Raw genomic sequence first — 21,564 nt, 5'->3', positions numbered from 1 at the left:
TAGTGACATTTAATTATTGTCAAAATTAACAATTATTGTGCCTAATATTAATTAATGTCATCACAAAATATTTACATACTAGGAATTGAGTCATCATGCGACGATACGGCGGCGTCTGTAATACACAACGGTCGTATTTTAAGTAATGTTGTAGCCAACCAGAATATTCATGCTGAATACGGTGGTGTGGTTCCTGAACTGGCCTCTAGAGCACACCAACAAAACATTGTACCCGTTGTAGACCAAGCGTTGAAAAAAGCTAATATTACTAAGGAATCCCTCAACGCCATTGCCTTTACAAGAGGTCCCGGTTTAATGGGTTCTTTATTAGTGGGTACTTCTTTTGCTAAGTCAATGGCCTATGGTTTAAATATTCCTTTAATAGATGTCAATCATATGCAAGGTCATATTTTGGCGCATTTTATTGATGAGGAAGGTTTTAGTAAACCTCCCTTTCCATTTTTGGCTATGACTATTTCTGGAGGACACACTCAAATTATTAAGGTTAATGATTATTTTGACATGACTGTTATTGGGGAAACCATTGATGATGCCGTAGGTGAAGCCTATGATAAAAGCGGAAAGATTTTAGGATTGGGGTATCCAGCTGGCCCCGAAATTGATAAACGTGCGCAACTGGGAAACCCGAAAGCGTTTCAGTTTACCAAACCCAAAGTGGCAGGATTGGATTTTAGTTTTTCAGGACTAAAAACGGCCATTCTCTATTTTATTCAAAAACAAACTAAAGCTAATCCGCAGTTTATAGAAGAGAACCTTAATGATATTTGTGCATCCATTCAATTTACTATCATTGGTATTTTAATAGATAAACTAAAAATGGCCACCAAAGGAACAGGTATTAAGCACATTGCCATTGGCGGTGGTGTTTCGGCAAATTCTGGCATAAGAAAAGCTTTAAAAGATGGTGAACAGAAATTCGGTTGGACCACCTACGTGCCTAAATTTGAATTTACCACAGATAATGCGGCTATGATAGCTATTGTAGGCTATTTAAAATACCTTGATAAGGATTTTGCCAAACAAGATATTATGGCTTCTGCGAGATTGAAGATTTAGTTTTCAGTTCTCTTTTCTCAATTGCAAAGTATATTTTTATTATTAGAAGTAGAAACCCATAATTTTAAAAATCCATTTATCTTCGCATAATGCAGCTATTTTACAACCCAAATATTACCGAAACCACAAAAGACTTTTCTTTTGATAAAGAAGAAAGCAGACATATTGTGAAAGTTTTACGTAAATCCTCTGGAGACACATTGCATATCACGAATGGAAATGGCTGGTTATTTACTGCTGAAGTTACCATTCCAGACATTAAAAAATGCGTGGTTAAAATAGTGTCTAAAACATTACAACCAAAGCGACATTATAATTTGCTCTTAGCAGTTGCTCCAACAAAAATGAACGATCGCTACGAATGGTTTTTGGAAAAAGCAACAGAAATTGGCGTTGATACCATTACGCCCATTATTTGTGCCCATAGCGAACGAAAAATTATTAAGACCGATCGATTTGAAAAGATTTTACAATCGGCTACCAAGCAATCTTTAAATTGTTACCTACCAAAACTGAATGACGCCATGTCGTTTAAAGACTTTTTAAATCAAAAGCATAAAGGCGATTTATTTATAGCGCATTGTGAGAAAACAGACAGAAAATCCTTAAAGCAAGTTCTAAAACCAAAAACAGATATTATGATTCTTATTGGTCCTGAAGGCGATTTTTCTGTTAAAGAAATTGAAACTGCAATCCAAAATAAGTTTATTCCCGTAACTTTGGGAAATACCAGATTGCGTACTGAAACAGCAGCCATAGTTGCTTGTCACAGTGTCGCTTTTATAAACGAATAATATAACATGAAGTTAATTTTTTCTTTATTCTTTATTCTTAATTCTCTTTTCTTAATTGGACAAGATATCGCAATTTTGAAATACAATGGTGGTGGTGATTGGTACGGTAATCCCACAGCGCTGCCAAATTTGATTACCTTTTGCAATGAAAATATAAAAACGAAAATAAATCCGAAACCAGAAATAGTTGAAGTGGGTAGCAGCGATATTTTTCAATATCCATATTTGCATATGACTGGCCATGGCAACGTGTTTTTTAGCGACAGTGATGCTGAAAATTTACGTAATTATTTAATCTCTGGAGGGTTTTTGCACATAGATGACAATTACGGCATGGAACCTTATTTAAGAGAAGCTTTGAAAACAGTTTTTCCCAATAAAGACTTGCTAGAAATCCCAGCAGATCATGAGTTGTTTTATAGCCCTTATGCTTTTCCAAATGGACTTCCTAAAATTCATGAGCACGACGGACAGCGACCACAAGCTTTAGGCCTATTTCATGAAGATAGATTGATTTTATTATTCACTTTTGAAAGTGACCTAGGTGACGGATGGGAAGATCCTGAAGTACATAATGACCCCTATGATGTGAGGCAACAAGCCCTAAAAATGGGTGCAAACATTGTGAAGTATGCTTTTGAGAATTGAGATTCAACTAAATTGCAAATAATTAATGAAAGAATTATATTGTGGTCCGATTGAAAATAGTTCATTTAAAGAAAACCTTTGCGAACACAGGGTTTTCAAGGCTTATAAAAAAGAGGGGCTTGCTTTTTGCTGTTACTGAAAAATTTTATTTTTTAGAAAGTTATGAATTTAAAGTTCACTGTTTATCAATTAGTTACAATCAAGTCTTTGTTCTTGGTTCTAACAGCAAAGCGGTCTTGATTCTTTAATCGGACACTAATGATAAAAAATTATCATCTCTTAAACGACTTAACGGTTAAACAAATAAACAAATTTTGCAATTAACTCATTACAATACCAACTTTAAGTCCAAAAAATTTCCCATTGTATTAGTGTGTGATAATATCACCAATGCCCCTAATCTGGGTAGTTTATTTAGAACTGCCGACGCTTTTGGTATTGAAAGATTAATACTTTGTGGAGAGCATATTTCAGTAGGTAAGAAACTTCGAAAAACTTCCAGATCCACTGAAAAGGTGGTGGACTACGAAATCTGTAAATCAGCCATAGCGCTTGTAAAAGATTTAAAAAACAAAAATTATCAAATTATTTCATTGGAAATAACGACAAACAGTCAATCGCTTGCTACCTTTCAATTTAACACTAGTACACCTATTGCACTTATTTTAGGTGACGAGAATTTTGGTGTTTCAGAAGATATCTTAAAATTATCTGATGCTGTTCTCCATATTCCCATGTATGGTCAAAATAGTAGTATGAATGTCGTACAGGCAACAACACTTGCCTTATATGAAATCATTAAACAACTAAAACCTTTATAAGTTTTGTACACTTTTAAATTCATATAATTTCAAGGTATATATAATTTTTACTTTATATTTAACTTATGAAATCAAACAAGATTACAAGGAGTCATTTGCAGACCATAGCTATTGTGCTCGGTTTTATTTTACTCATTTATTTTCTATACAAAATACAAAGTCTAATCATTTATATTTTTGTTGCTAGTGTCATTTCCCTGTTGTGTAGGCCTATTGTTGCTTTTTTTAATAACAAATTAAAGTTGTCTAATACCCTATCGGCTTTCTTAACGTTAGTTTTTGTTATTGGGTTCTTCTCATTTGTTATCTGGATTTTCTTTCCTATAATTATAAATCAAGGCCAGCAAATATCTGAGATTGATTTCGATATGGTGAAACAAGATTTAAACGAGCTTAATATACAGGCCAGTGAATTTTTGGGTGTAGAACAGATTAACATTATAGAATATATTAAAAACACAGAATTTGCTAGAAATTTTAATTCAGAGCTGGTTCTCGAATTTATAGGCGTATTTTTTGATAATATAGGAGGCATGGTTGCTGGTATATTCTCAATTTTATTTATATCCTATTTCCTGTTAAAAGATGACCGTTTAATTGGTAAGGCCGTATCGGTTTTTGCCGAGGATGGTAAGGAGCGTCGCTTTTATCTTGTGCTTCAAAAATCAAAAATATTGCTATCACGCTATTTTATGGGCTTATTTCTTCAAACGCTTATCATAGCCGTTTTATATTTTTTCCTTTTACTTTATATCGATATAGAAAACACATTAGCCATTGCGCTTATTTGTGCTTTTTTAAATATAGTGCCTTATTTGGGGCCACTCATTGGTTTAGTGGTTATGATTTTAGTAGTGATTAGTAACAATCTTTCTGCTGATTTTTCTTCAGAATTATTCCCTTTGTTATTAGTCGTACTAGCTGGGGTAGCCATAGTTCAACTTATTGATAACCTAATCTCGCAACCCGTCATTTTTGGTAAAAGCGTCAAATCACATCCCTTAGAAATTTTTGTGGTTATTGTTATTGGAGGTCTTTTAGTTGGCATTTTAGGAATGATTTTAGCCGTTCCAGTTTATACGACCATAAAAGTAATAGCAAAAGAATTTCTTTCGGAATATAAGATTGTGAAGCACTTAACAAAAGATATATAAAGCTCGGATGACTTCACAAACAATAACAAAAGGAATTTTAAAGGCGGTAGCCATCATTTTGGGTGTGGTTTTACTCGCCGTATTTCTGTATAAAATTCAATCCGTCATCAGTTATATAGCCATGGCCGCCGTAATATCTTTAATAGGTAGACCCATTGTTATCTTTTTAGAAAAGCGCTTAAAATTTAATAATACAGTAGCCGTTATCATAACCATAATCTTACTATTGAGTATGTTTTTAGGGCTTGTGGGTTTATTTGTTCCACTCATATTGAAACAGGGTGAAAACTTATCACTTTTAGATATTAATGAATTGCAAGGCACCATAGAAAATCTTTATACTGAGATTATTACCTATTTTAATATTTATGATATTGATTTAGAATCATCTATTAAGAAATCTAATTTTTTAGCAAAAATTGATTATTCCTTAATTCCCGATTTTTTAAATTTAATCATTAGCGGATTGGGAAGTTTTAGTGTTGCCTTATTTTCGGTATTATTTATTTCCTTCTTCTTTTTAAAAGATAATAAACTCTTTGAAAATGGCATCTTAACATTTATGCCTAAAGACAAAGAATCACGTTGGAAAAAATCGACCACAAAAATTAAAGATCTGCTCTCAAGATATTTTGTCGGGCTTATTTTTCAAATTCTTATTTTATTTATTATTTATACCATCGGTCTCTTAATTATTGGCGTTGAAAACCCCATTGTTATTGCATTTTTATGTGCTTTGCTAAATCTAATCCCGTATGTTGGTCCTTTAATTGGAGCCTTTTTAATGCTCACGCTAACCATGACCAGTAATTTGGGCCAAAGCTTTAACGAGGTTATCTTACCCAAAACTTTTTGGGTGCTTTTAGTTTTTATCATTGGGCAACTCGTAGACAATTTTATAAGTCAACCAAAAATTTTCTCAACAGCCACCAAAGCGCACCCTCTAGAAATTTTTCTAGTCATTCTCATCGCTGGAATCCTTTTTGGAATAATAGGTTTAATTATAGCCGTACCTGCATATACGGCAATGAAAGTTATCATGAAAGAGTTTTTATCTGAAAATGCCATAATAAAGAAACTCACTAAAAACCTATAAAAATTAATTGAATAAGGATGTTTTAAATAGTGATGTTCAGGAATATATTAATAACAAAATAAATGATACCATTTCTGATTTAGCCCTAAAAGGAACGTCGTTTGTAAAGGTTAATACCAAGGAAATTATTGAGCAAATTGAAGCCAAAAAGCACTCAGAACACAAACTCCCTACATGGTTTCATAGTAAAAACATTTACTATCCCAATAAATTAAATATAGAACAGACGTCTTCAGAACGTACAGCACAATATAAAGCTAGCTGCATCTCTGGGACATATGTAGTTGATGTAACAGGTGGTTTTGGCGTGGACGCGTATTACTTTTCAAAAAAAACAGATAAGGTTATTCATTGTGAAATTGATAGCCGTTTATCTGCTATTGTAGCTCACAATTATGGGGTTTTAAAAGTTGATAATATTCAAGCTATTAATGAAGATGGCATTCAATTTGTAAAAAATTCTAAGATCTTTTTTGATTGGATTTATATAGACCCTTCAAGACGGCACAATACCAAAGGCAAGGTTTTCTTATTAAAAGATTGTCTTCCAAAAGTTCCCGAACATTTAGCAATGCTTTTCGAGCATACAAACAACATCATGATAAAAACGTCACCATTGTTAGATATCTCTATGGGCCTAAACGAATTGAAGAACGTTAAGACGATACATGTGGTTGCTGTTAATAATGATGTTAAAGAATTACTATGGGTTTTGGAGAAAGGCCATACTAAAGGAATCTCAATTCAAACTATCAATTTTAAAAAAAATGAAGAAGAGCAATTCCATTTTAATTTTGAAGATGAAAAGCAAGATGCCATAATTCTGTCCCATCCCCTTGCCTATTTATACGAGCCAAATAGCGCCATATTAAAGGCTGGAGGTTTTAATTCTATAGCTATCAAATTAGTATTAAGTAAACTTCATAAACATTCCCATTTATATACAAGTGATGATTTACTTGATTTTCCAGGACGGGTTTTTAAAGTTTTGAAATCTATTCCCTATAACAAACGTACTTTAAAAAAGGCAGGGTTCTATAAAGCCAATATAACCACGCGAAATTTTCCAGAAAGCGTAGAACAAATTCGGAAAAAATTTAAAATTGTACATGGAGGGGATTTGTATTTATTTTTTTCAACAAACCTAAATAATGAGAAAATTATATTGGTGTGCAATAAACCTTAAAAACAAAAAAGCCTGACTAAAATAGTGAAGCTTTAAGTGAGCCCTGAAGGATTCGAGCTATTTTCATTATCCCGTTTTATCTATTGACTTATAATTCCTTTCAAAAGAATTGGTGAAATAATAGCGAAATATCAATTTTTCATTACCAATATCAAATATAAATTATTTTAAATATTATCTGCAATAAGTAAGCTTAAAATATAAAAGGAAAATAAGCCCCATTTAATTTGACCGAACAGAAAAAATGTCGAACCTAATTATAGGTGAATTACAAAAATTTAGTTTGATTCATTAATAAAAAATTACGGATTTTTTTGAAATATTATTTTCACTCTAAACAATATTAAGACTACTTGTCTTTTACAATATTAAAATCCCAAGGATGGAAGTTTAGATTTTCCATATAGCTCTGTTTTTGAACAATGACCATCTTTTCAGTTCCTTTATCTTTGATAGGTAAGAACCCATAATCATAACAAAAAAAGTAGGTTCCACTACTAAAGGGAAAAATATGAGTAAATAAATCAAACTTAAAACCTAATTTTATCAAAACGTATTTATCAACAGTGCTTTTGCCACTAGGACAAAAATGAGCCATCAAACTCCTATTTCGACGTAATGCACTATTTATATTTTGAATCGTTACTTCATGGGGAGCTCTATTAGTATTATGAAAAGAGCTTCTACATTGAGTGTCACAAAACTTTTTATCAGAACGCCCTTTAAGTTCTTTGCCACAAGTCAAACAATATAATGTATTCATTAATCATTTTTTAAACGTTTATATACGTATATAAACGTTTATTAATCAAATATAGCATTTTTTTTTATGAATTTTAGCATATGAATACATTACCAACTGTTAGCATTAAAAGGGGGTATTACAAAAATCAAGACTCGATTTTTGTTTACTTTAAATATAACGATCAATTAATTACTGTCGTAAAACGTACAAAGGCATTTAAATGGAGTATTTCAAAACGATGTTGGTACACACCATTTACAAATCATAGCCTAAAACTCACAAACCAAATTTTTGACACAATTGCTGTAATTAATATTGATCAATCCATCAATAAACTACCCACTCAACCATCAACCAAAAAGAAGCGAGTTATTTCAGAAAAGAACAAAGAAATCATTAGAGCTTATGTGTCCTATTTAAGAGGGAAATGCTACAGTGAAAGTACGATTAAGACTTATTTCTCATTTATTGCCGATTTTTTTGACTTTATTAACCATGTTCCTCCTGAATCATTAACAAACAGAGATGTAGAGCTATTTATTGAAAAGGTGTTTATACCAAGACAATACAGTATCAGTACACATCGTCAGTTTATAAGTGCTATGAAACTGTTTGTTAATTTTTATCCAGATAGCAAAATAGATAACCTTACTTTAGATAGACCTAAAAAGTCATACATATTACCAACGGTGCTTTCAAATGAAGAAATTATTAATATCCTTAGATGTACTAAAAATTTAAAGCATAGAGCGATACTAGCTATGATTTACTCAGCGGGATTAAGGATAAGTGAACTTTTAAGCTTAGAACTATCACATATAGATATTCAAAGAAGGCAACTTATTGTGAAAAATAGCAAAGGGAGAAAGGATAGGAATATAATATTAGCGAAGAGTTGTATTCCATTAGTGTTGAATTATCTAAACACCTATAAACCTAACATATATTTCGCAGAAGGTAAACCCTCGGAAAAGTATAGTCCAGAAAGTGTCCGAGCATTTTTAAAAAGATCATGTAAAGCAGCCAATATCACTAAAAAAGTGACACCTCACACTCTTAGACATAGCTATGCAACCCATTTATTAGAGAATGGTATTGATTTAAGATATATCCAAGAACTATTAGGTCATTCCAAACCAGAAACAACAATGATCTATACACACGTCTCAAAAAAGGATTTATTAAGAATAGAAAGTCCATTAGATGTTGCTGTGAAAAAGATAGGTAGAGAACCCAATAAGCAGGGCGCTCTAAGTCAATTAAAGTATTATTAATATTTTTCCATAATAGAAATACATTAATTTAGTGTAAAACTAAAAGGGCATATTGCTTTTGATAAATAAATTTGAAGAAAAATCATATATTTGAAACGGAAATTTACTAATTTTAATAATATAACGTACCAATAAAGATTAATACTTATTACGTTTATCCGGAAACAGAAACCGATAAACAGTATAATATGTACGGATATAACCAGTTAGCTAAAATTTCCACAAAAACCCTAAATATGAACAAAATTACAAGACATCTATTTTTAATTGCAACAAGTTTAATACTATTAAATTGTGCTAATGAAGATTTGAATCAAACTGAAATTGAAGAAACAAATTTTACTAAACCAATTTTGGAAACATTAACGATAACTGAAATTACAGAATTCACAGCAGTTTCAGGAGGAAATATAACCTCAAATGGAGGAAAAGAAATAATTTCAAGAGGAGTTTGTTGGAGTCTAAACACATTACCAACAATATTAGATAATATTACATCTGATGGAACCGAAATCGGAGAGTTCAAATCAAGTATATTAAATCTCAACGAAGATACCAATTATTATTTAAGATCTTACGCAACAAATAGTATTGGAACATCATATGGAAATGAATTAAGTTTTAGAACAAATTCATTATTTCCTAACTGTGGTAAAATTGAAGATATTGATGGAAATATATATTCAACTGTAACAATTGGAGACAAATGCTGGATGAAAGAAAACTTATCCACTTCAAAATATCGCAATGGAGATGATATTCCACAAGTTCAAAATAGTTCTGAATGGGCTTCTTTAAAAACAGGAGCTTGGTGTTATTTTGAAAATGGAAACGGTACATTAGTAACTGACCGAGGAAAAATCTATAATTGGTATGCAGTAAATGATTCGCGTGGCTTGGCTCCTGAAGGTTGGCAAGTATCTAGTTATACTGATTTCTTAAACCTATCAGCTAGCGTAGGTGGATTAGAATCTGCAAAAGCATTAATGTCTAAAAGTGGTTGGGTTGGTAATGACCAAACTAATAGTTCTGGCTTTTCAGCTATCCCAACTGGAACTCGTATGGGAGGAACTTTTAGTAGTTCCCCAGACGGAAGAGCTGAATGGTGGACTACTACGAAAAAAAGTTCAAGCCAAGTAAATTCTGATGTCTTTACAATGTTCTTAAACAATGAAACTACTATTAGAATTGTTGAACAAGATATTAATAATGGTTATACAGTTCGTTGCATAAAAGATTAATGAAATAAAAAGAAAGAAAATGAATTTAGAGAAAGCTTTGAGAAGAAAAAAACAAATAGGAACTTATAAAGATGGAGGTCTTGATATGACTATTTTTATTGCTCCAAAAAGAGACAAGGATTATCAATTATTTTTAAATGATTTTTTAAATATGACAGATAAAGTAGAATTAGCTAAAAGTCATTCTATAAACCAAGAGTTTCGACTTTGTGCAATCTGGGAAGGAGAAACTTTTATTAGAGACATCCCAAATATTTAAAAAAACTTTAGCTAACACCTCATATAATTTATGCTTACATTTAAACTAAATAACGAACTGACAAACATTCAACAAACGATTTGCTACCACCGAAAAATCTCCGATTTTTAGTCGCACAAATCATATAAAAACACGTTGGCATTCATTAAAAAAAAGCGTAAAAATGACAGAATTAGAATATATAATTAAACAGATTTCTAAAACAAATAAAAAGAATTACGAAAATTATGTTGTAACCAGAATTTGGCACGGTTTGAATTGTTTAGACATAAAATTTGTAACTCAACAATATGTTAATCGACCGAATGGCTATGCCTTAACTGATATGTTTTTTCCTCAATTTGATTTACATATTGAGATTGATGAACCAGCACATATAAGTCGTGAAGAACTGGATAAAAAACGAGAGATTGATGTTATAAACTCAACAAATCACTGTTTTGAACGAATTGCAATAACGGATAGCACAAACGCTATCAATGAGCAAACTGATAAAATCATTGAGTTAATAAAAAACTTGAGAAGAAAAAAAACAAAAAATAACACATACGAGCCTTGGGATTTAGAAAAAGAATTTAGTCCTGATTTTTATAGAAAAAAAGGATATTTGGATATAAAAGAAAATCCCGCATTTAGAACAATTTTAGACGCAAGTAATTGTTTAGGACAAAATTACAAAGGAGTTCAACGTGCTTATTTTAAGAGCAAAATTTATGATAATCATTATCTGTGGTTTCCGAAATTCTACGAAAATGCAGATTGGGATAATAAAATATCAGACGACGGAGAAACCATATTTGAAAAGTGTAAAATCGACGGAAGAATAGACACACATTATTCTGATTTAATTAATAGTCCGATAAAAAGAATTGCCTTTCCAAGAAGTATTGATAATTTAGGTTTCGTTTTATATAAATTTAAAGGAATATTTGAAATAGATAAAGAAAGGTCAAGTCCAGAAAACGGAATGGTTTATAAAAGAATTCATACTCGATTTGAAATAAAAAAATAACGAAATGCCAACACTGCATATAATTTATGCTCAAATTTGAACTAGTACAAACCGACAAACAATCAACAAACGATTTGCTACCACCGAAAAATCTCCGATTTTTAGGCGCACAAATCATATAAAATCACGTTGGCAACAACTATGACGAACATTAACCCTAAATGAAAATTATGACAGTAACCAAATTACAACAATTAAAATCTTTTTTTAAAATTTCAATTTTCGCAATAATGACATTGATACAATTTAGTTGTAGCAATGACAACGAAAATGAAAATAGTTTTAATCAATCAACAAGCAAGTTACTTGCCATTGAAGGATTTGGTAGTAACTTAAAAATTGTTGAAGTAAATCCTACAAGTGGCGTTTCAACTTCAACATTTTTAGATTTTGAACCAATGCAAGCCAGCGTAGACTTTGATTTTACATATTTTAATACAACCAATCAATTGTTCATTAGAAGAAACGTTTATGAAAACGGAATTGGACCTCAAATAATAAAGGTCAATATTGATACTAAAGAAGAAACTATTATTAGTTCAGAAAATTACAGTACAATAATTGCTGGAAATGGAAAACTGTTTGGTCTCGAACGCATTGTTGCTAATACAGAACTTCAATCAATAAATTTAGTAGAAATTAATGCAGAAAATGCTTCAAAAATTTCTACAATGCAAGTATTTGAAGCTCTAGAGAACGCACCAAGTAATGACAAAACAGGTGTGTCAAGTATATACTATTCTTATGACACTAATGAGTTAATAATCCCTAGAAGAACTTCTTTCCTTCCTGGTGCAATAGACGACTTAATTAAAATTGATGCTAATTCAGGTGCAAAAAAAATTGTTAAGACAAATCATTATGAAGACATTACCCTAGGGAGAAATGGTCGCTTATTTGCTGTCAAGAAAACATATGATCCAAACTTAGGAGAAATTACTTTTTATGGGATTGTAGAGGTAAATATTAATAATGGAGATGAAATCGATATAATAAAAGAGTTTGAAAATACGGGCTCACCTAGTGTTTCTGATATCATTTCTTTTAGCGAAACCAATGATATTTTATTAGACATTGGAAATTTACTTAAAATAAATGTCGACACTAAAAACGAATCTATTATAAATAATAGTAGTAATTTTTATAATTATAGAAGTGTGAATATTTACTAAAATAGCAGTTGCCAATTGAGTAGACGGGTGACGACTTAAAAGTCGTCACTGCGCCTCTCACACCACCGTACGTACGGGTCTCGTATACGGCGGTTCACCAAATTGAAGTTTGCGTATTATTAATGTAATCTAACAAAGGTTTATACCCTTTTCGTTTAAGTCTAGAGACTGTAATAGTAGTCTTTAGAATAGGACTTTGAGCAACTGCCCAGCCTCCCATTCTTGTTCTACTCCAAGCATAGGCTTGTCCGATTTCTATACCTAATTGAATTAGGTTTTTACGTTTCCGTTCTAGTTTCTTCCAATCGTGCCAAATACAATAGCGCAACCGATTTCTTAGCCACTCATCTAGCTTTTTACTTTTTGCATAGATGTTGGTTAAGCGGTAATTGTTCATCCAGCCTCGGCAGACTTGATTAAGTCGTTCGAGTCGTTCTAACAACGACATGGGTTTGGTTTTCTTGGTTATACTTTTTAGGTTACGTTTAAACTTTGCCCAACTTTTATTGGCTACCACTAGTACATATTGTCCTTTTACACCCTTTTTATAGATGGGTACAAAACCATGCCCGAGTAACTCAAAGTTTACAGGTCTGCGGATGCCACTTTTGGCTTTGTTTATAGGTAATTTAAGTTTATCTTTTAAGAAGACAAACAGTCTATTTCCTATTTGTTTAGCCTCGCTTTTGCTTTTGGCGTAAACGCTAAAATCATCAGCGTAGCGAACATAACGCAAGCCCATGCTTTTCATTTCTTTGTCCAAAACATCTAACATAATATTAGATAATAAGGGACTAATTGGACTGCCTTGCGGGATGCCTTTTCTGCGCTTTTGGAGTTTTCCATCTATTAATATGGGAACTCTAAGCCATTTTCGGATTAATCGCAAAGTGGTCGGACATTTTACCTTGTGGTAAATAAGTTGCAGTAAGATACAGTGGTCTACTTGGTCAAAGAATCCTTCTAAATCAATATCTACAATATCTTGATAACCAGAATTGATATACGTTTGAGCTTGTAATACTGCTTTTTGGATGTTCTTTTGTGGACGGAAACCGTAACTAACGGGTTCAAAATCATATTCAAAATGAACCATTAATTGTTGACTTACCGCTTTTTGAAGCCACCTATCGACTACAGTTGGTATTCCTAATAGTCGGGTTTTACCCTGTCCTTTTGGAATGGTTACTCCTAATATTGAATTTGGATTATAGCTGTTTGTGCGAATAGTCGATAGTATAGTCGAACGGTTTTCTAATATATAAGCGGAAAGCTCCGTTGTTTTCATACCATCTACACCGCTCGCGCCTTTATTGCGCTCCACTTGTCGTGTTGCTTTAAAAAGGTTTGTTGCTGATAATACGTTTTCAATCATAGGTTTAATAATTCGTGTACTCCTGTTGGTTTAAAACTAGGCTAGCTAGGCATCCTAATCGAATTCCAACGTAATTTAATGTTCTGTCCTTCCCTACTTGTGAGACCATCTGAGGTATTGCCTCAACTCGTTTCCCGTAGGTACTATGACCTCTGCTGACTTCTCCAAATAACCAACTCGTAGTTTTGGAGACCTCCCCAGGTAATGACATCTTCTTTCTCTCAATCACTGCCGTATCTACATATTTACCCTTTTGGTGTTCGTTGGGCGTTACAATGATGTGCTTGCTTACCCAAGTAAATATGCCTCTGTATACGATTTCTGTTCGTCAGTACCGAGTTTTGTAGTTCCGCTTCCTTCAGATAGAACCTCACGGTTTTCACCCTTGCGACTTACTAATGCTTCAAGACGTTACTCCTGTACATAAGGGACTTGCACCCTCTAGATTAATTATTTACCTTTCCGTAAATAAAAGATGCCCATGCTGGGCACACACAACGTATATAAAAAAAAATAGCGGCTTTGGTGCTTAAACGAAAGTAAGTAAATATAAAAAAAGGTTTGTGTTAAACCGAAAAGTTCGTGCATAAAATCCGCTACTTTTCATATACAAGACCGTTGTGGTTAATTTTGACCAACACAAGAAACATTTTTATTAACTTTAAACCAAACGGTATGAAAAAACAAAAACTTAAAAATTATTTAAAATTCGGAATTCTGATTCTCGGAATTTCGCTATTATTTCAATCTTGTAGCAAAGATGAAATCATCGATTTACAGGAATTTAAAAACAATAACCTCATTGTTGAAACTGTTTCCCTTAATGAGATTGAGAACAATTCGCTTTTTAGTTCAATTATTTCTAATAAAACTTCAAAAATTGACGTTTACAAATCCAAAACTTCATCAAGCTCAAAAAACACTAACGATTATAGTATATTGACCGATGATATTTCAAAAGCATCTTTCAAAGATTACGAAGCCTATACTTTTAGAATTAAAAACCAAGACCAACCCTTATTTACTTTTGATAATTACGTCATTCAAAAAAATCATGATGGAACAATTGATGAATTCATCTTAAGGTACGAGTACGACCAGTTGGAGTTTGTTAAAAACAATTCTAAAAAATTTCTTTCAATTTCAAAGTTTGACACTGAATATAATTTTATTTCTTCTAGTGAAGATACGTCTTCCATTTCTAACAAATCATCTTCTAATAGCAGTTTGTCTGCAAAATCCAGTGGTAATTGTACGGTAACCTTTGTGGTCTACCACCGCATCCCTGATGGCAGGGAATTCGTATATGGCGAGGGTTCTGTTTGTCAACATCCTGGTGAATGCGATGTTATTATTGAGTACACAATTACTTGTACTGGTGGTGGTTCTGGAACTGGTAGTGATACAGGCGGTTCTGATGGTTCTGGTGGGGGAACAGACACAGGCGGTGGGTATGTTGGAGATGTTCCTGATAATGGGGGAACACCATCTCCAATTACAACCATGCCTCCTCCATCTGGGCAAGAAGAAGATTTTAATGTTATTGATGTACTTACCGAAATTATTGAAGCGCCCTTGTCCAGAATTCCATCTGAAGGTGAGATCGCACAAAAAAATAGCGTCTTGATTGGTTATCTCATGGAGACCAACCAACCTGTATTTCAAGATTTAAGCACTTTATTGGCCATAAACCTTTATGACAGTACACTTAATGTTACAGATAGAGCTAATTTATGGGCAAAGAGTAGGGCTATTTATGATATTGTAAAGAACAACAACCCTACTTCACCCAGTACATTCAATACGTTTTTCTCTAGTCTGGATGCACAGGAACAGGAAAGCTACACGAAAAACACTATGGAAACCGCTTTGTTTTCAAGTGTAAAATCCATTGTTGGTGAGTTCTGGCCTCAAAACGCTGAGGAATGGGGCGTGCTTTTTAAACTTATGGGGCCGCTATTGCTGGAAATTGGTATTGAGTTCCTTCCCGGTGGCGGTGTTTTTAATGCGGGCAAGGATACCTTGGCAGGTTTTGCTAATAATGACTATACTGCTGCCGTTATAGGTATAGTTGGCATCGTCATGGAGTTTGTGCCTTGGGCAAAACTTGCCAAAATAGCCACCAAGATTTATGATGTAGGCAGAAGTGCCTTTAAAATATTTAAGATCGCCTACAACTTTTTGGCTAGTATTGCCACGGCTATTGAAAATGGTATAAAGACCGTACTGGACAGCAGTGGAATTTTAAAGCTTATTGATAATTCTGGTAACCAAGTGGGTAGGATTGTAAATAATATTTTGACTTTTAAATATTCGGGTTATGGTGGAGATATTGTTACAAATCCTAATAAAACTACTACGGTTATTGGAAAATGGATAGATAGTGTTAATGATGGAGGAACAAAACAAATTATCGAATCTGGTCTTTCTAAATCTGGTGAAAATTTAGGCGGTATAAATGCTCTTAATGAAGTCGTTGATGGTCTTTCATCTTCAGAAATTTGGAATACTGTAAATAAACCATGGTTAGAAGCAGCTGTTTCAAGAGGTGATATAATTCGAGCTGTTTCTGACCCAAATGTAGCTTCAAATCTTGCAAACCCAAATACTTTTAATGGTTTATCCTACTTTGGCATGGAGCATGATTATCTTATCAATATTGCAAATTACACCTACGATACTATTAATAAAATATACATCCCATGATTGATAATCTAAAAAGTAAGTTTGAAAAATATGGATACAAGGTAAATGAAGATAATTCTATCTTATACTTCACAAAAAAAAATATCGTTTTCAAACTTATAAAGCAAAGATTCAATGAAATTGAGATATACTTTTCAAATTCATCGAGCAATAATATAAAATTAGACTTTACTCTTGAGATTTTTGAAGATAATTTAAGTATAGAATATCTAATTAGTAAAAGGCTAGGTGATAAAACTGAAAATCAAATATTAAAGTATTTTGATAAATTAGTATTTGAAACAGGTCTGTTTTTAGTATTAAATAAAAAAGATGAAGTTGAAAAATTTATAAAATGGTATAAAAATAAATCGGAATTAGTTTATAGAGAATATTTAATCAAATTAAAAGAAATGAACTTTAGAAACTAACCACAACCACAGTAATTGTCAGATTTTATGACGGTATTTATCCTCCAATTATAAATGTAATAAATGATGCCATACACGGCGGAGGTGTCAGTAAGATAAAAGAAAGCGGCCTATTTAATTATGGTGAAAACATAGGAGGTATTAATATACTAGATGCACCACCTGGAACATGGACGGAAGAACTTAACTTGAATTGGCTAAATGAAGCTATTCAAAGAAATGATGTTATTAGAGTCGTTTCAAATCCATTGGATGATAGAAACTTATTTCGTTTAGATTCTTTTGGGAATGTTACCAACGAATTGACTCCTTTTGGTTTAGAGGTAAATAGATTAAATCTAGCAGGATATACTTTTAATCCTAATACATTTGAATTCACACCATAATATATAAGATATGATAATTGAAAAAGATATAATAAAAAAAATTGAAGAAGATTTTCAAATTGATTCAGAAAAAGCATTGACTATTTTAAATAAAAATATAAATGAAAATGAATGTATAAATCACCCTAGAATTATTAGGTCTATTATATACCTATCAAATGGGAGTTTATTTGAATTAAAACATAATATTAAAACAGCCATTTCTGACTGGAGAGATGTATTATATTTCGCAGAATATGAGAAAAAGAATGGAAGTTCAACATCAAACCGTGTGAGAGACTTTAATTTGACATTTGATGAAACTGATTTATAAAAACTAACCACAGTCGAGTAAGCCAGGGGATTTTCACCCCTAACTTCTCACAGAACCGTACGTGAACCTCTCAATTCATACGGCTCTTATTATGTAGTCAATAGTTAGGTTAACTGATAACCCAACGCCCAATGATAAAACATATTTGGATAATCTTTAGTAATACGTCTTAACCATTTTACGGCTAAAACCCGACTTCTTTTGAAGCGTTTATACTTGTTCAAAATCCATTTAATAATGCGATGATGGAGATAGTAAAAAACAGGTTTAAGAGCGTTACGCTTTATTTTCCCATAATAATTTATCCAACCCCTAATTTTAGGGTTTAGCATAAATGCTAGGTCTTGTAAATTAGATTGAGTTTTGTTATGAATGTTCAATTCCCTTAAATCTTTTAGAATTCGCTTCTTAGATTTTCGGCTCATCTTACAATCATATTGTAAAAAGAATCCTCCCTTTCTTAGTTTAATCATAATAGGACGGAAACTAAAACCTAGAAAATCAAACTGCACTGGTAATCCTTTTAGATTTCTTCCCTGTTTCTTGCAGTACACTATTTTCGTCTTTTGCGGATGAACACGGAGCCCACATTGCTTAAAACGTTCGGTTACTTTATCAAGCAAATACTTTGCTTCCCGTTGTGTGCTGCAATGAATAATCATATCATCAGCATAACGAACCATTTGTATTTCAGGAAAATGACTTGCAAGCCATTTATCTATACAATAATGTAAAAACAAATTGGATAGCAATGGACTAATTACTCCTCCCTGCGGAGTTCCTTTTCCTTTTGAGTGTATTAATGTACCATCTTCAAGTTGGATAGGTGCTTCTAACCATCTCTTAATATACATTTGCACCCATGTTTCAGGAACATGAACTTGTAGCGCTTTAAAGAGTAATTCGTGGTTGACATTCTCAAAAAATTCTTGAATATCTAAATCTATTACCCAACTGTATTTTCGTGCGTTTTTCTGCACTTCTTTTACAGCTTGGTGCGCACTCTTGTTTGGTCTATAACCATAAGAGTTGTCCATAAATTCAGCATCCAAGCGCGGTTCGATATACGTTTTGATAACCTGCTGTGCGATTCGGTCGCCAACCGTTGGGATTCCTAATGGACGTGTTTTACCGCCGTCTTTTGGAATATCTACACGTTTAACATTTGATGAAAAGTAACTCCCAGAAGATAACCGATTCCAGATTTTATACAATTCTTTAGAACGAACTTTTTCAAATTCCTCCAAGGTCCGTAAATCCACTCCAGCACTTCCTTTGTTCCTTTTTACCAGTTTATACGCATCCCATACCATCATCTTTGTAATGGGTACTGACTTTGTTTGTTCCTTAAAAATCATCCTTACTTTTTAAGTTGTTTTTAATTCTAAACTACATAATTGAATCCCTTTGCTCCACTTCCATTACAGAGGCTTCAACACTAATACGGATTCATCCGCCACCTAAACAAATATTGGTAATCGCCTTACAGGTACTTCCTGCTTGGTTTTTCCCTTTCATACTTTGTTTAGGTTTCCTGTGTTCCAAAATAAAGCCTAAATAAAAGTCATGCCTCCTTTATGACGGTTGCCGTATAGCCAGTAATTAGGTTGCCGCTATACTTATCCCTAAAACCTCGATAGTCCTTAGGTTTTGACAACAACTTGCCTTTTCGTCACTTCATCGGATGGTTCGCTTTCGCTCATCTCTCTTATTCACACCTGACTGTTTTAAACAGCCTTTTCTTCTATCGCTTCATGCACCGTTGTTACCGCTGGCACATCATAAAAGTGGTTTGATTAGTGCTCCTAAAAGCCCTAATCGGAAGGTCTACTTCCATCTTAATTTTAGTTACGGTGTCAATAGACACCTCACAGCACACATCGAGTAGACGGCTCTCCTGACTAAAGGAGAGTGCGCCTCTCACACCACCGTACGTACGGGTCTCGTATACGGCGGTTCGATAATGAAACTTATCGTTTGTAGTATTCAATTAAACTAACATAACCTTTCCTCTTTAAACGTTTTATGGTAATGGTAGTCCGTAGTATAGGACTTTGAGCGACTGCCCATCCTCCCATTCTTGTACGACTCCACGCATAGGCATGGTCTTGGTCAATTCCTAGACGAATCAGGTTTTTCCGTTTTCGTTCTGGTTTCTTCCAATGATGCCATATGCAATACCGTAATCGGTTTCTTAACCACTCTTCCAGCTTTTTAAGTTTCGCTTGAATGGATGCCGGTCTAAAGTAATTTATCCAACCACGTATTAGCAGATTGATACGGTCGATACGTTCTTCAAAACTTGCGGGTATCGTCTTTTTGGTAAGGTATTTAAGCTTTGCTTTGAATTCCTTCCATTTGGACGGTTTTACCACCAGTTGATATTTACCTTTTTCTCCTTTCTTGTAGGTCGGTACAAAACCAAACCCTAATACTTGGAAACTTAAAGGCTTACGTATACCACTTTTCTCCCTGTTTATTGGCAGTTGAAGTTTGTCTTTCAGGAACTTGTAGATACTGTTACCTACTCGTTTTGCAGACATTTTACTCTTAACATAAATACTGAAGTCATCAGCGTATCTTACATAGCGATGTCCTCGTTGCTCTAATTCTTTATCCAACTCATTGAGCAGGATATTAGAGAGCAATGGACTTAAAGGCGAACCTTGTGGAACACCTTTTTTCCGTTTGTGTAATTTACCATTGATTAGTATCGGGGCTTTAAGAAAACAGCGCAGTAGCTTCATCGTCGGTTTACATTTTACCTTTTTGTAAATCAATTCTAAAAGAATATAGTGTTCTACTTCATCAAAGAAACTCTTTAAATCTATATCTACTATATCCTTAGAGCCTGAATTGATATTTTCTAGGCTCTGTGCAATTGCCTGATGGGCGTTGCGCTGTGGTCTGAATCCATAACTATGCTGTTGAAAGTCTGGCTCGAATATAGGTTGCAAAACTTGATGTAATGCTTGTTGAAACACCCTGTCAACAACCGTGGGAATACCGAGTAATCGTTTCTTCCCGTTGCTTTTTGGTATTTCAACGCCCAATATTGGAGACACCTGATACATCTCTCTTTCTATTTGCCAGATATATCGGTTACCTTGGGTTTGCAATATAGATTTGAGTTCAGTGATATGAACTCTGTCTATGCCTGCTGAACCCTTGTTACGATATACCCGCTCATAGGCATAGTTTAGATTCTTTTTACTTGTTAATTGTTTAATCATTAATACTAAATTGATTTGCTGTCTCGCTTAATCAAAGGCTATTATTTTACTGGAAAGCTATCCGTAACGTAAAACAACTCCTGAGTTTATTAAAGACCATTATCGTTCTGTCCTTCACCAACCTATCAGGCGGTCGGTTACTATGACTTCTGCTGACTTCTCTACTTTACCAACTCGTGGTTATAGAGACCTCCCCAGGTAATGGCATCTTCTTTCACTCAATCGCTGCCGTATCTACATAAATACACTTTTGGTAATCTTTTGGGCGTTACAATGATGTGCTTGCTTACCCGTGCATAAATGCCTCGTATACGGTTTCTGTTCGTCAGTACCGAGCTTTGTAGTCCTGCTTCCTTTAGTCCTAGTTTCGCAACTAGCAACCTTGCAGCTTACTAATGGTTCAAGGCCGTACCCCTGCCCATAAGGGACTTGCACCCTCTAGATTAATTATTTACCTTTCGGTAAATTTAAAGATGCCCATGCTGGGCACACACAATGGCTATAAGTAATTGCTTGTTCTCGCCTATTTTGGAAATTCCTGCGGAATTTCCAACTTGGTGTGTACTTGCAAAGTTGAGTGCTAACCGACGCAACTACTCATAGCCGAGACAGTTGTGGTTAATTTGACCACTTATTAAACATTTTTATTAAAATTAAGCCAA

Annotated in this window: 20 protein-coding genes; 16 read left to right on the top strand and 4 right to left on the bottom strand. The window is 33.6% G+C overall.

From position 1 onward, the window contains the following. Positions 1-54: 54 nt before the first annotated feature. From tsaD to FAF07_RS15370, 7 genes are all read left to right on the top strand, one after another. Positions 55-1,077 carry a tRNA (adenosine(37)-N6)-threonylcarbamoyltransferase complex transferase subunit TsaD gene (gene tsaD / locus FAF07_RS15400; RefSeq protein WP_142785941.1) on the top strand — a complete coding sequence of 341 codons (1,023 nt, stop codon included), beginning with the start codon at positions 55-57 and terminating at the stop codon, positions 1,075-1,077. Between the two features lie 89 nt (positions 1,078-1,166). Continuing rightward, the gene (locus FAF07_RS15395; RefSeq protein ID WP_142785940.1) at positions 1,167-1,871 is read left to right on the top strand and encodes a 16S rRNA (uracil(1498)-N(3))-methyltransferase; all 705 of its coding nucleotides are present in this window, start codon (positions 1,167-1,169) and stop codon (positions 1,869-1,871) included. A gap of 6 nt (positions 1,872-1,877) precedes the next feature. Continuing rightward, complete coding sequence (locus tag FAF07_RS15390) at positions 1,878-2,519, top strand: DUF4159 domain-containing protein (protein WP_142785939.1); 642 nt, start codon at positions 1,878-1,880, stop codon at positions 2,517-2,519. Positions 2,520-2,833: 314 nt separating this feature from the next. Continuing rightward, the gene (locus FAF07_RS15385) at positions 2,834-3,340 is read left to right on the top strand and encodes a TrmH family RNA methyltransferase (RefSeq protein ID WP_142785938.1); all 507 of its coding nucleotides are present in this window, start codon (positions 2,834-2,836) and stop codon (positions 3,338-3,340) included. Between the two features lie 65 nt (positions 3,341-3,405). After that, positions 3,406-4,494: an AI-2E family transporter gene (locus FAF07_RS15380; RefSeq protein ID WP_142785937.1), complete on the top strand. Its 1,089-nt coding sequence runs from the start codon at positions 3,406-3,408 to the stop codon at positions 4,492-4,494. A gap of 7 nt (positions 4,495-4,501) precedes the next feature. Then, positions 4,502-5,590, top strand: a complete 1,089-nt coding sequence (locus tag FAF07_RS15375) for an AI-2E family transporter (protein ID WP_142785936.1) — start codon at positions 4,502-4,504, stop codon at positions 5,588-5,590. A 7-nt stretch (positions 5,591-5,597) separates the two neighbouring features. Beyond that, positions 5,598-6,776 carry a THUMP-like domain-containing protein gene (locus tag FAF07_RS15370; protein ID WP_142785935.1) on the top strand — a complete coding sequence of 393 codons (1,179 nt, stop codon included), beginning with the start codon at positions 5,598-5,600 and terminating at the stop codon, positions 6,774-6,776. A gap of 349 nt (positions 6,777-7,125) precedes the next feature. On the opposite strand, the gene FAF07_RS15365 is transcribed toward FAF07_RS15370, so the two are convergent. Continuing rightward, complete coding sequence (locus FAF07_RS15365; protein WP_142785934.1) at positions 7,126-7,539, bottom strand: hypothetical protein; 414 nt, start codon at positions 7,537-7,539, stop codon at positions 7,126-7,128. 80 nt (positions 7,540-7,619) lie between these two features. Between FAF07_RS15365 and FAF07_RS15360 the strand changes: the two genes are divergently transcribed. The 5 genes from FAF07_RS15360 to FAF07_RS15340 all read left to right on the top strand — a co-directional run bounded on the left by FAF07_RS15360 (position 7,620) and on the right by FAF07_RS15340 (position 12,479). Continuing rightward, the gene (locus FAF07_RS15360; protein WP_142785933.1) at positions 7,620-8,795 is read left to right on the top strand and encodes a tyrosine-type recombinase/integrase; all 1,176 of its coding nucleotides are present in this window, start codon (positions 7,620-7,622) and stop codon (positions 8,793-8,795) included. 236 nt (positions 8,796-9,031) lie between these two features. After that, positions 9,032-10,036, top strand: coding sequence for a fibrobacter succinogenes major paralogous domain-containing protein (locus FAF07_RS15355; protein ID WP_185956453.1), 1,005 nt, complete (start codon positions 9,032-9,034; stop codon positions 10,034-10,036). A 19-nt stretch (positions 10,037-10,055) separates the two neighbouring features. Next, entirely contained in the window at positions 10,056-10,295 is a 240-nt protein-coding gene (locus FAF07_RS15350) for a hypothetical protein (RefSeq protein WP_142785931.1), read from the top strand. 163 nt (positions 10,296-10,458) lie between these two features. Next, on the top strand, positions 10,459-11,307 hold the full coding sequence (locus FAF07_RS15345; protein ID WP_142785930.1) for an AbaSI family restriction endonuclease: 849 nt from the start codon (positions 10,459-10,461) through the stop codon (positions 11,305-11,307). Between the two features lie 170 nt (positions 11,308-11,477). Then, positions 11,478-12,479, top strand: coding sequence for a hypothetical protein (locus FAF07_RS15340; protein WP_142785929.1), 1,002 nt, complete (start codon positions 11,478-11,480; stop codon positions 12,477-12,479). Between the two features lie 94 nt (positions 12,480-12,573). Here FAF07_RS15340 and ltrA (FAF07_RS15335) read toward each other — a convergent pair whose 3' ends face one another. Then, complete coding sequence (ltrA, locus tag FAF07_RS15335) at positions 12,574-13,854, bottom strand: group II intron reverse transcriptase/maturase (protein WP_142783376.1); 1,281 nt, start codon at positions 13,852-13,854, stop codon at positions 12,574-12,576. Between the two features lie 675 nt (positions 13,855-14,529). Between ltrA (FAF07_RS15335) and FAF07_RS15330 the strand changes: the two genes are divergently transcribed. From FAF07_RS15330 to FAF07_RS15315, 4 genes are all read left to right on the top strand, one after another. Further along, positions 14,530-16,560, top strand: coding sequence for a hypothetical protein (locus FAF07_RS15330; protein ID WP_142785928.1), 2,031 nt, complete (start codon positions 14,530-14,532; stop codon positions 16,558-16,560). Further along, positions 16,557-16,970, top strand: coding sequence for a hypothetical protein (locus tag FAF07_RS15325; RefSeq protein ID WP_142785927.1), 414 nt, complete (start codon positions 16,557-16,559; stop codon positions 16,968-16,970). The genes FAF07_RS15330 and FAF07_RS15325 overlap by 4 nt, the downstream gene beginning before the upstream one ends. 188 nt (positions 16,971-17,158) lie before the next feature. Beyond that, the gene (locus FAF07_RS15320; RefSeq protein ID WP_142785926.1) at positions 17,159-17,356 is read left to right on the top strand and encodes a hypothetical protein; all 198 of its coding nucleotides are present in this window, start codon (positions 17,159-17,161) and stop codon (positions 17,354-17,356) included. A 10-nt stretch (positions 17,357-17,366) separates the two neighbouring features. Beyond that, complete coding sequence (locus tag FAF07_RS15315; RefSeq protein WP_142785925.1) at positions 17,367-17,669, top strand: hypothetical protein; 303 nt, start codon at positions 17,367-17,369, stop codon at positions 17,667-17,669. 104 nt (positions 17,670-17,773) lie between these two features. Here FAF07_RS15315 and ltrA (FAF07_RS15310) read toward each other — a convergent pair whose 3' ends face one another. After that, complete coding sequence (gene ltrA / locus FAF07_RS15310) at positions 17,774-19,027, bottom strand: group II intron reverse transcriptase/maturase (protein ID WP_142785222.1); 1,254 nt, start codon at positions 19,025-19,027, stop codon at positions 17,774-17,776. A 612-nt stretch (positions 19,028-19,639) separates the two neighbouring features. Then, the gene (gene ltrA, locus FAF07_RS15305; RefSeq protein ID WP_142785223.1) at positions 19,640-20,902 is read right to left on the bottom strand and encodes a group II intron reverse transcriptase/maturase; all 1,263 of its coding nucleotides are present in this window, start codon (positions 20,900-20,902) and stop codon (positions 19,640-19,642) included. Positions 20,903-21,564: the final 662 nt, after the last annotated feature.

The organism is Changchengzhania lutea, from assembly GCF_006974145.1.
GTDB lineage: Bacteria > Bacteroidota > Bacteroidia > Flavobacteriales > Flavobacteriaceae > Changchengzhania > Changchengzhania lutea.
This window is presented reverse-complemented; position numbering and strand designations above follow the sequence as displayed.

Coding starts and splice junctions, on each gene's coding strand:
- FAF07_RS15365 (WP_142785934.1), bottom strand. CDS start 7,539: ATGAATACATTATATTGTTTGACTTGTGGCAAAGAACTTAAAGGGCGT.
- FAF07_RS15325 (WP_142785927.1), top strand. CDS start 16,557: ATGATTGATAATCTAAAAAGTAAGTTTGAAAAATATGGATACAAGGTA.
- FAF07_RS15345 (WP_142785930.1), top strand. CDS start 10,459: ATGACAGAATTAGAATATATAATTAAACAGATTTCTAAAACAAATAAA.
- FAF07_RS15355 (WP_185956453.1), top strand. CDS start 9,032: ATGAACAAAATTACAAGACATCTATTTTTAATTGCAACAAGTTTAATA.
- FAF07_RS15350 (WP_142785931.1), top strand. CDS start 10,056: ATGAATTTAGAGAAAGCTTTGAGAAGAAAAAAACAAATAGGAACTTAT.
- FAF07_RS15380 (WP_142785937.1), top strand. CDS start 3,406: ATGAAATCAAACAAGATTACAAGGAGTCATTTGCAGACCATAGCTATT.
- FAF07_RS15340 (WP_142785929.1), top strand. CDS start 11,478: ATGACAGTAACCAAATTACAACAATTAAAATCTTTTTTTAAAATTTCA.
- FAF07_RS15390 (WP_142785939.1), top strand. CDS start 1,878: ATGAAGTTAATTTTTTCTTTATTCTTTATTCTTAATTCTCTTTTCTTA.
- ltrA (WP_142785223.1), bottom strand. CDS start 20,902: ATGATTAAACAATTAACAAGTAAAAAGAATCTAAACTATGCCTATGAG.
- ltrA (WP_142783376.1), bottom strand. CDS start 13,854: ATGATTGAAAACGTATTATCAGCAACAAACCTTTTTAAAGCAACACGA.
- FAF07_RS15330 (WP_142785928.1), top strand. CDS start 14,530: ATGAAAAAACAAAAACTTAAAAATTATTTAAAATTCGGAATTCTGATT.
- ltrA (WP_142785222.1), bottom strand. CDS start 19,027: ATGATTTTTAAGGAACAAACAAAGTCAGTACCCATTACAAAGATGATG.
- FAF07_RS15315 (WP_142785925.1), top strand. CDS start 17,367: ATGATAATTGAAAAAGATATAATAAAAAAAATTGAAGAAGATTTTCAA.
- FAF07_RS15395 (WP_142785940.1), top strand. CDS start 1,167: ATGCAGCTATTTTACAACCCAAATATTACCGAAACCACAAAAGACTTT.
- FAF07_RS15375 (WP_142785936.1), top strand. CDS start 4,502: ATGACTTCACAAACAATAACAAAAGGAATTTTAAAGGCGGTAGCCATC.
- tsaD (WP_142785941.1), top strand. CDS start 55: ATGTCATCACAAAATATTTACATACTAGGAATTGAGTCATCATGCGAC.
- FAF07_RS15360 (WP_142785933.1), top strand. CDS start 7,620: ATGAATACATTACCAACTGTTAGCATTAAAAGGGGGTATTACAAAAAT.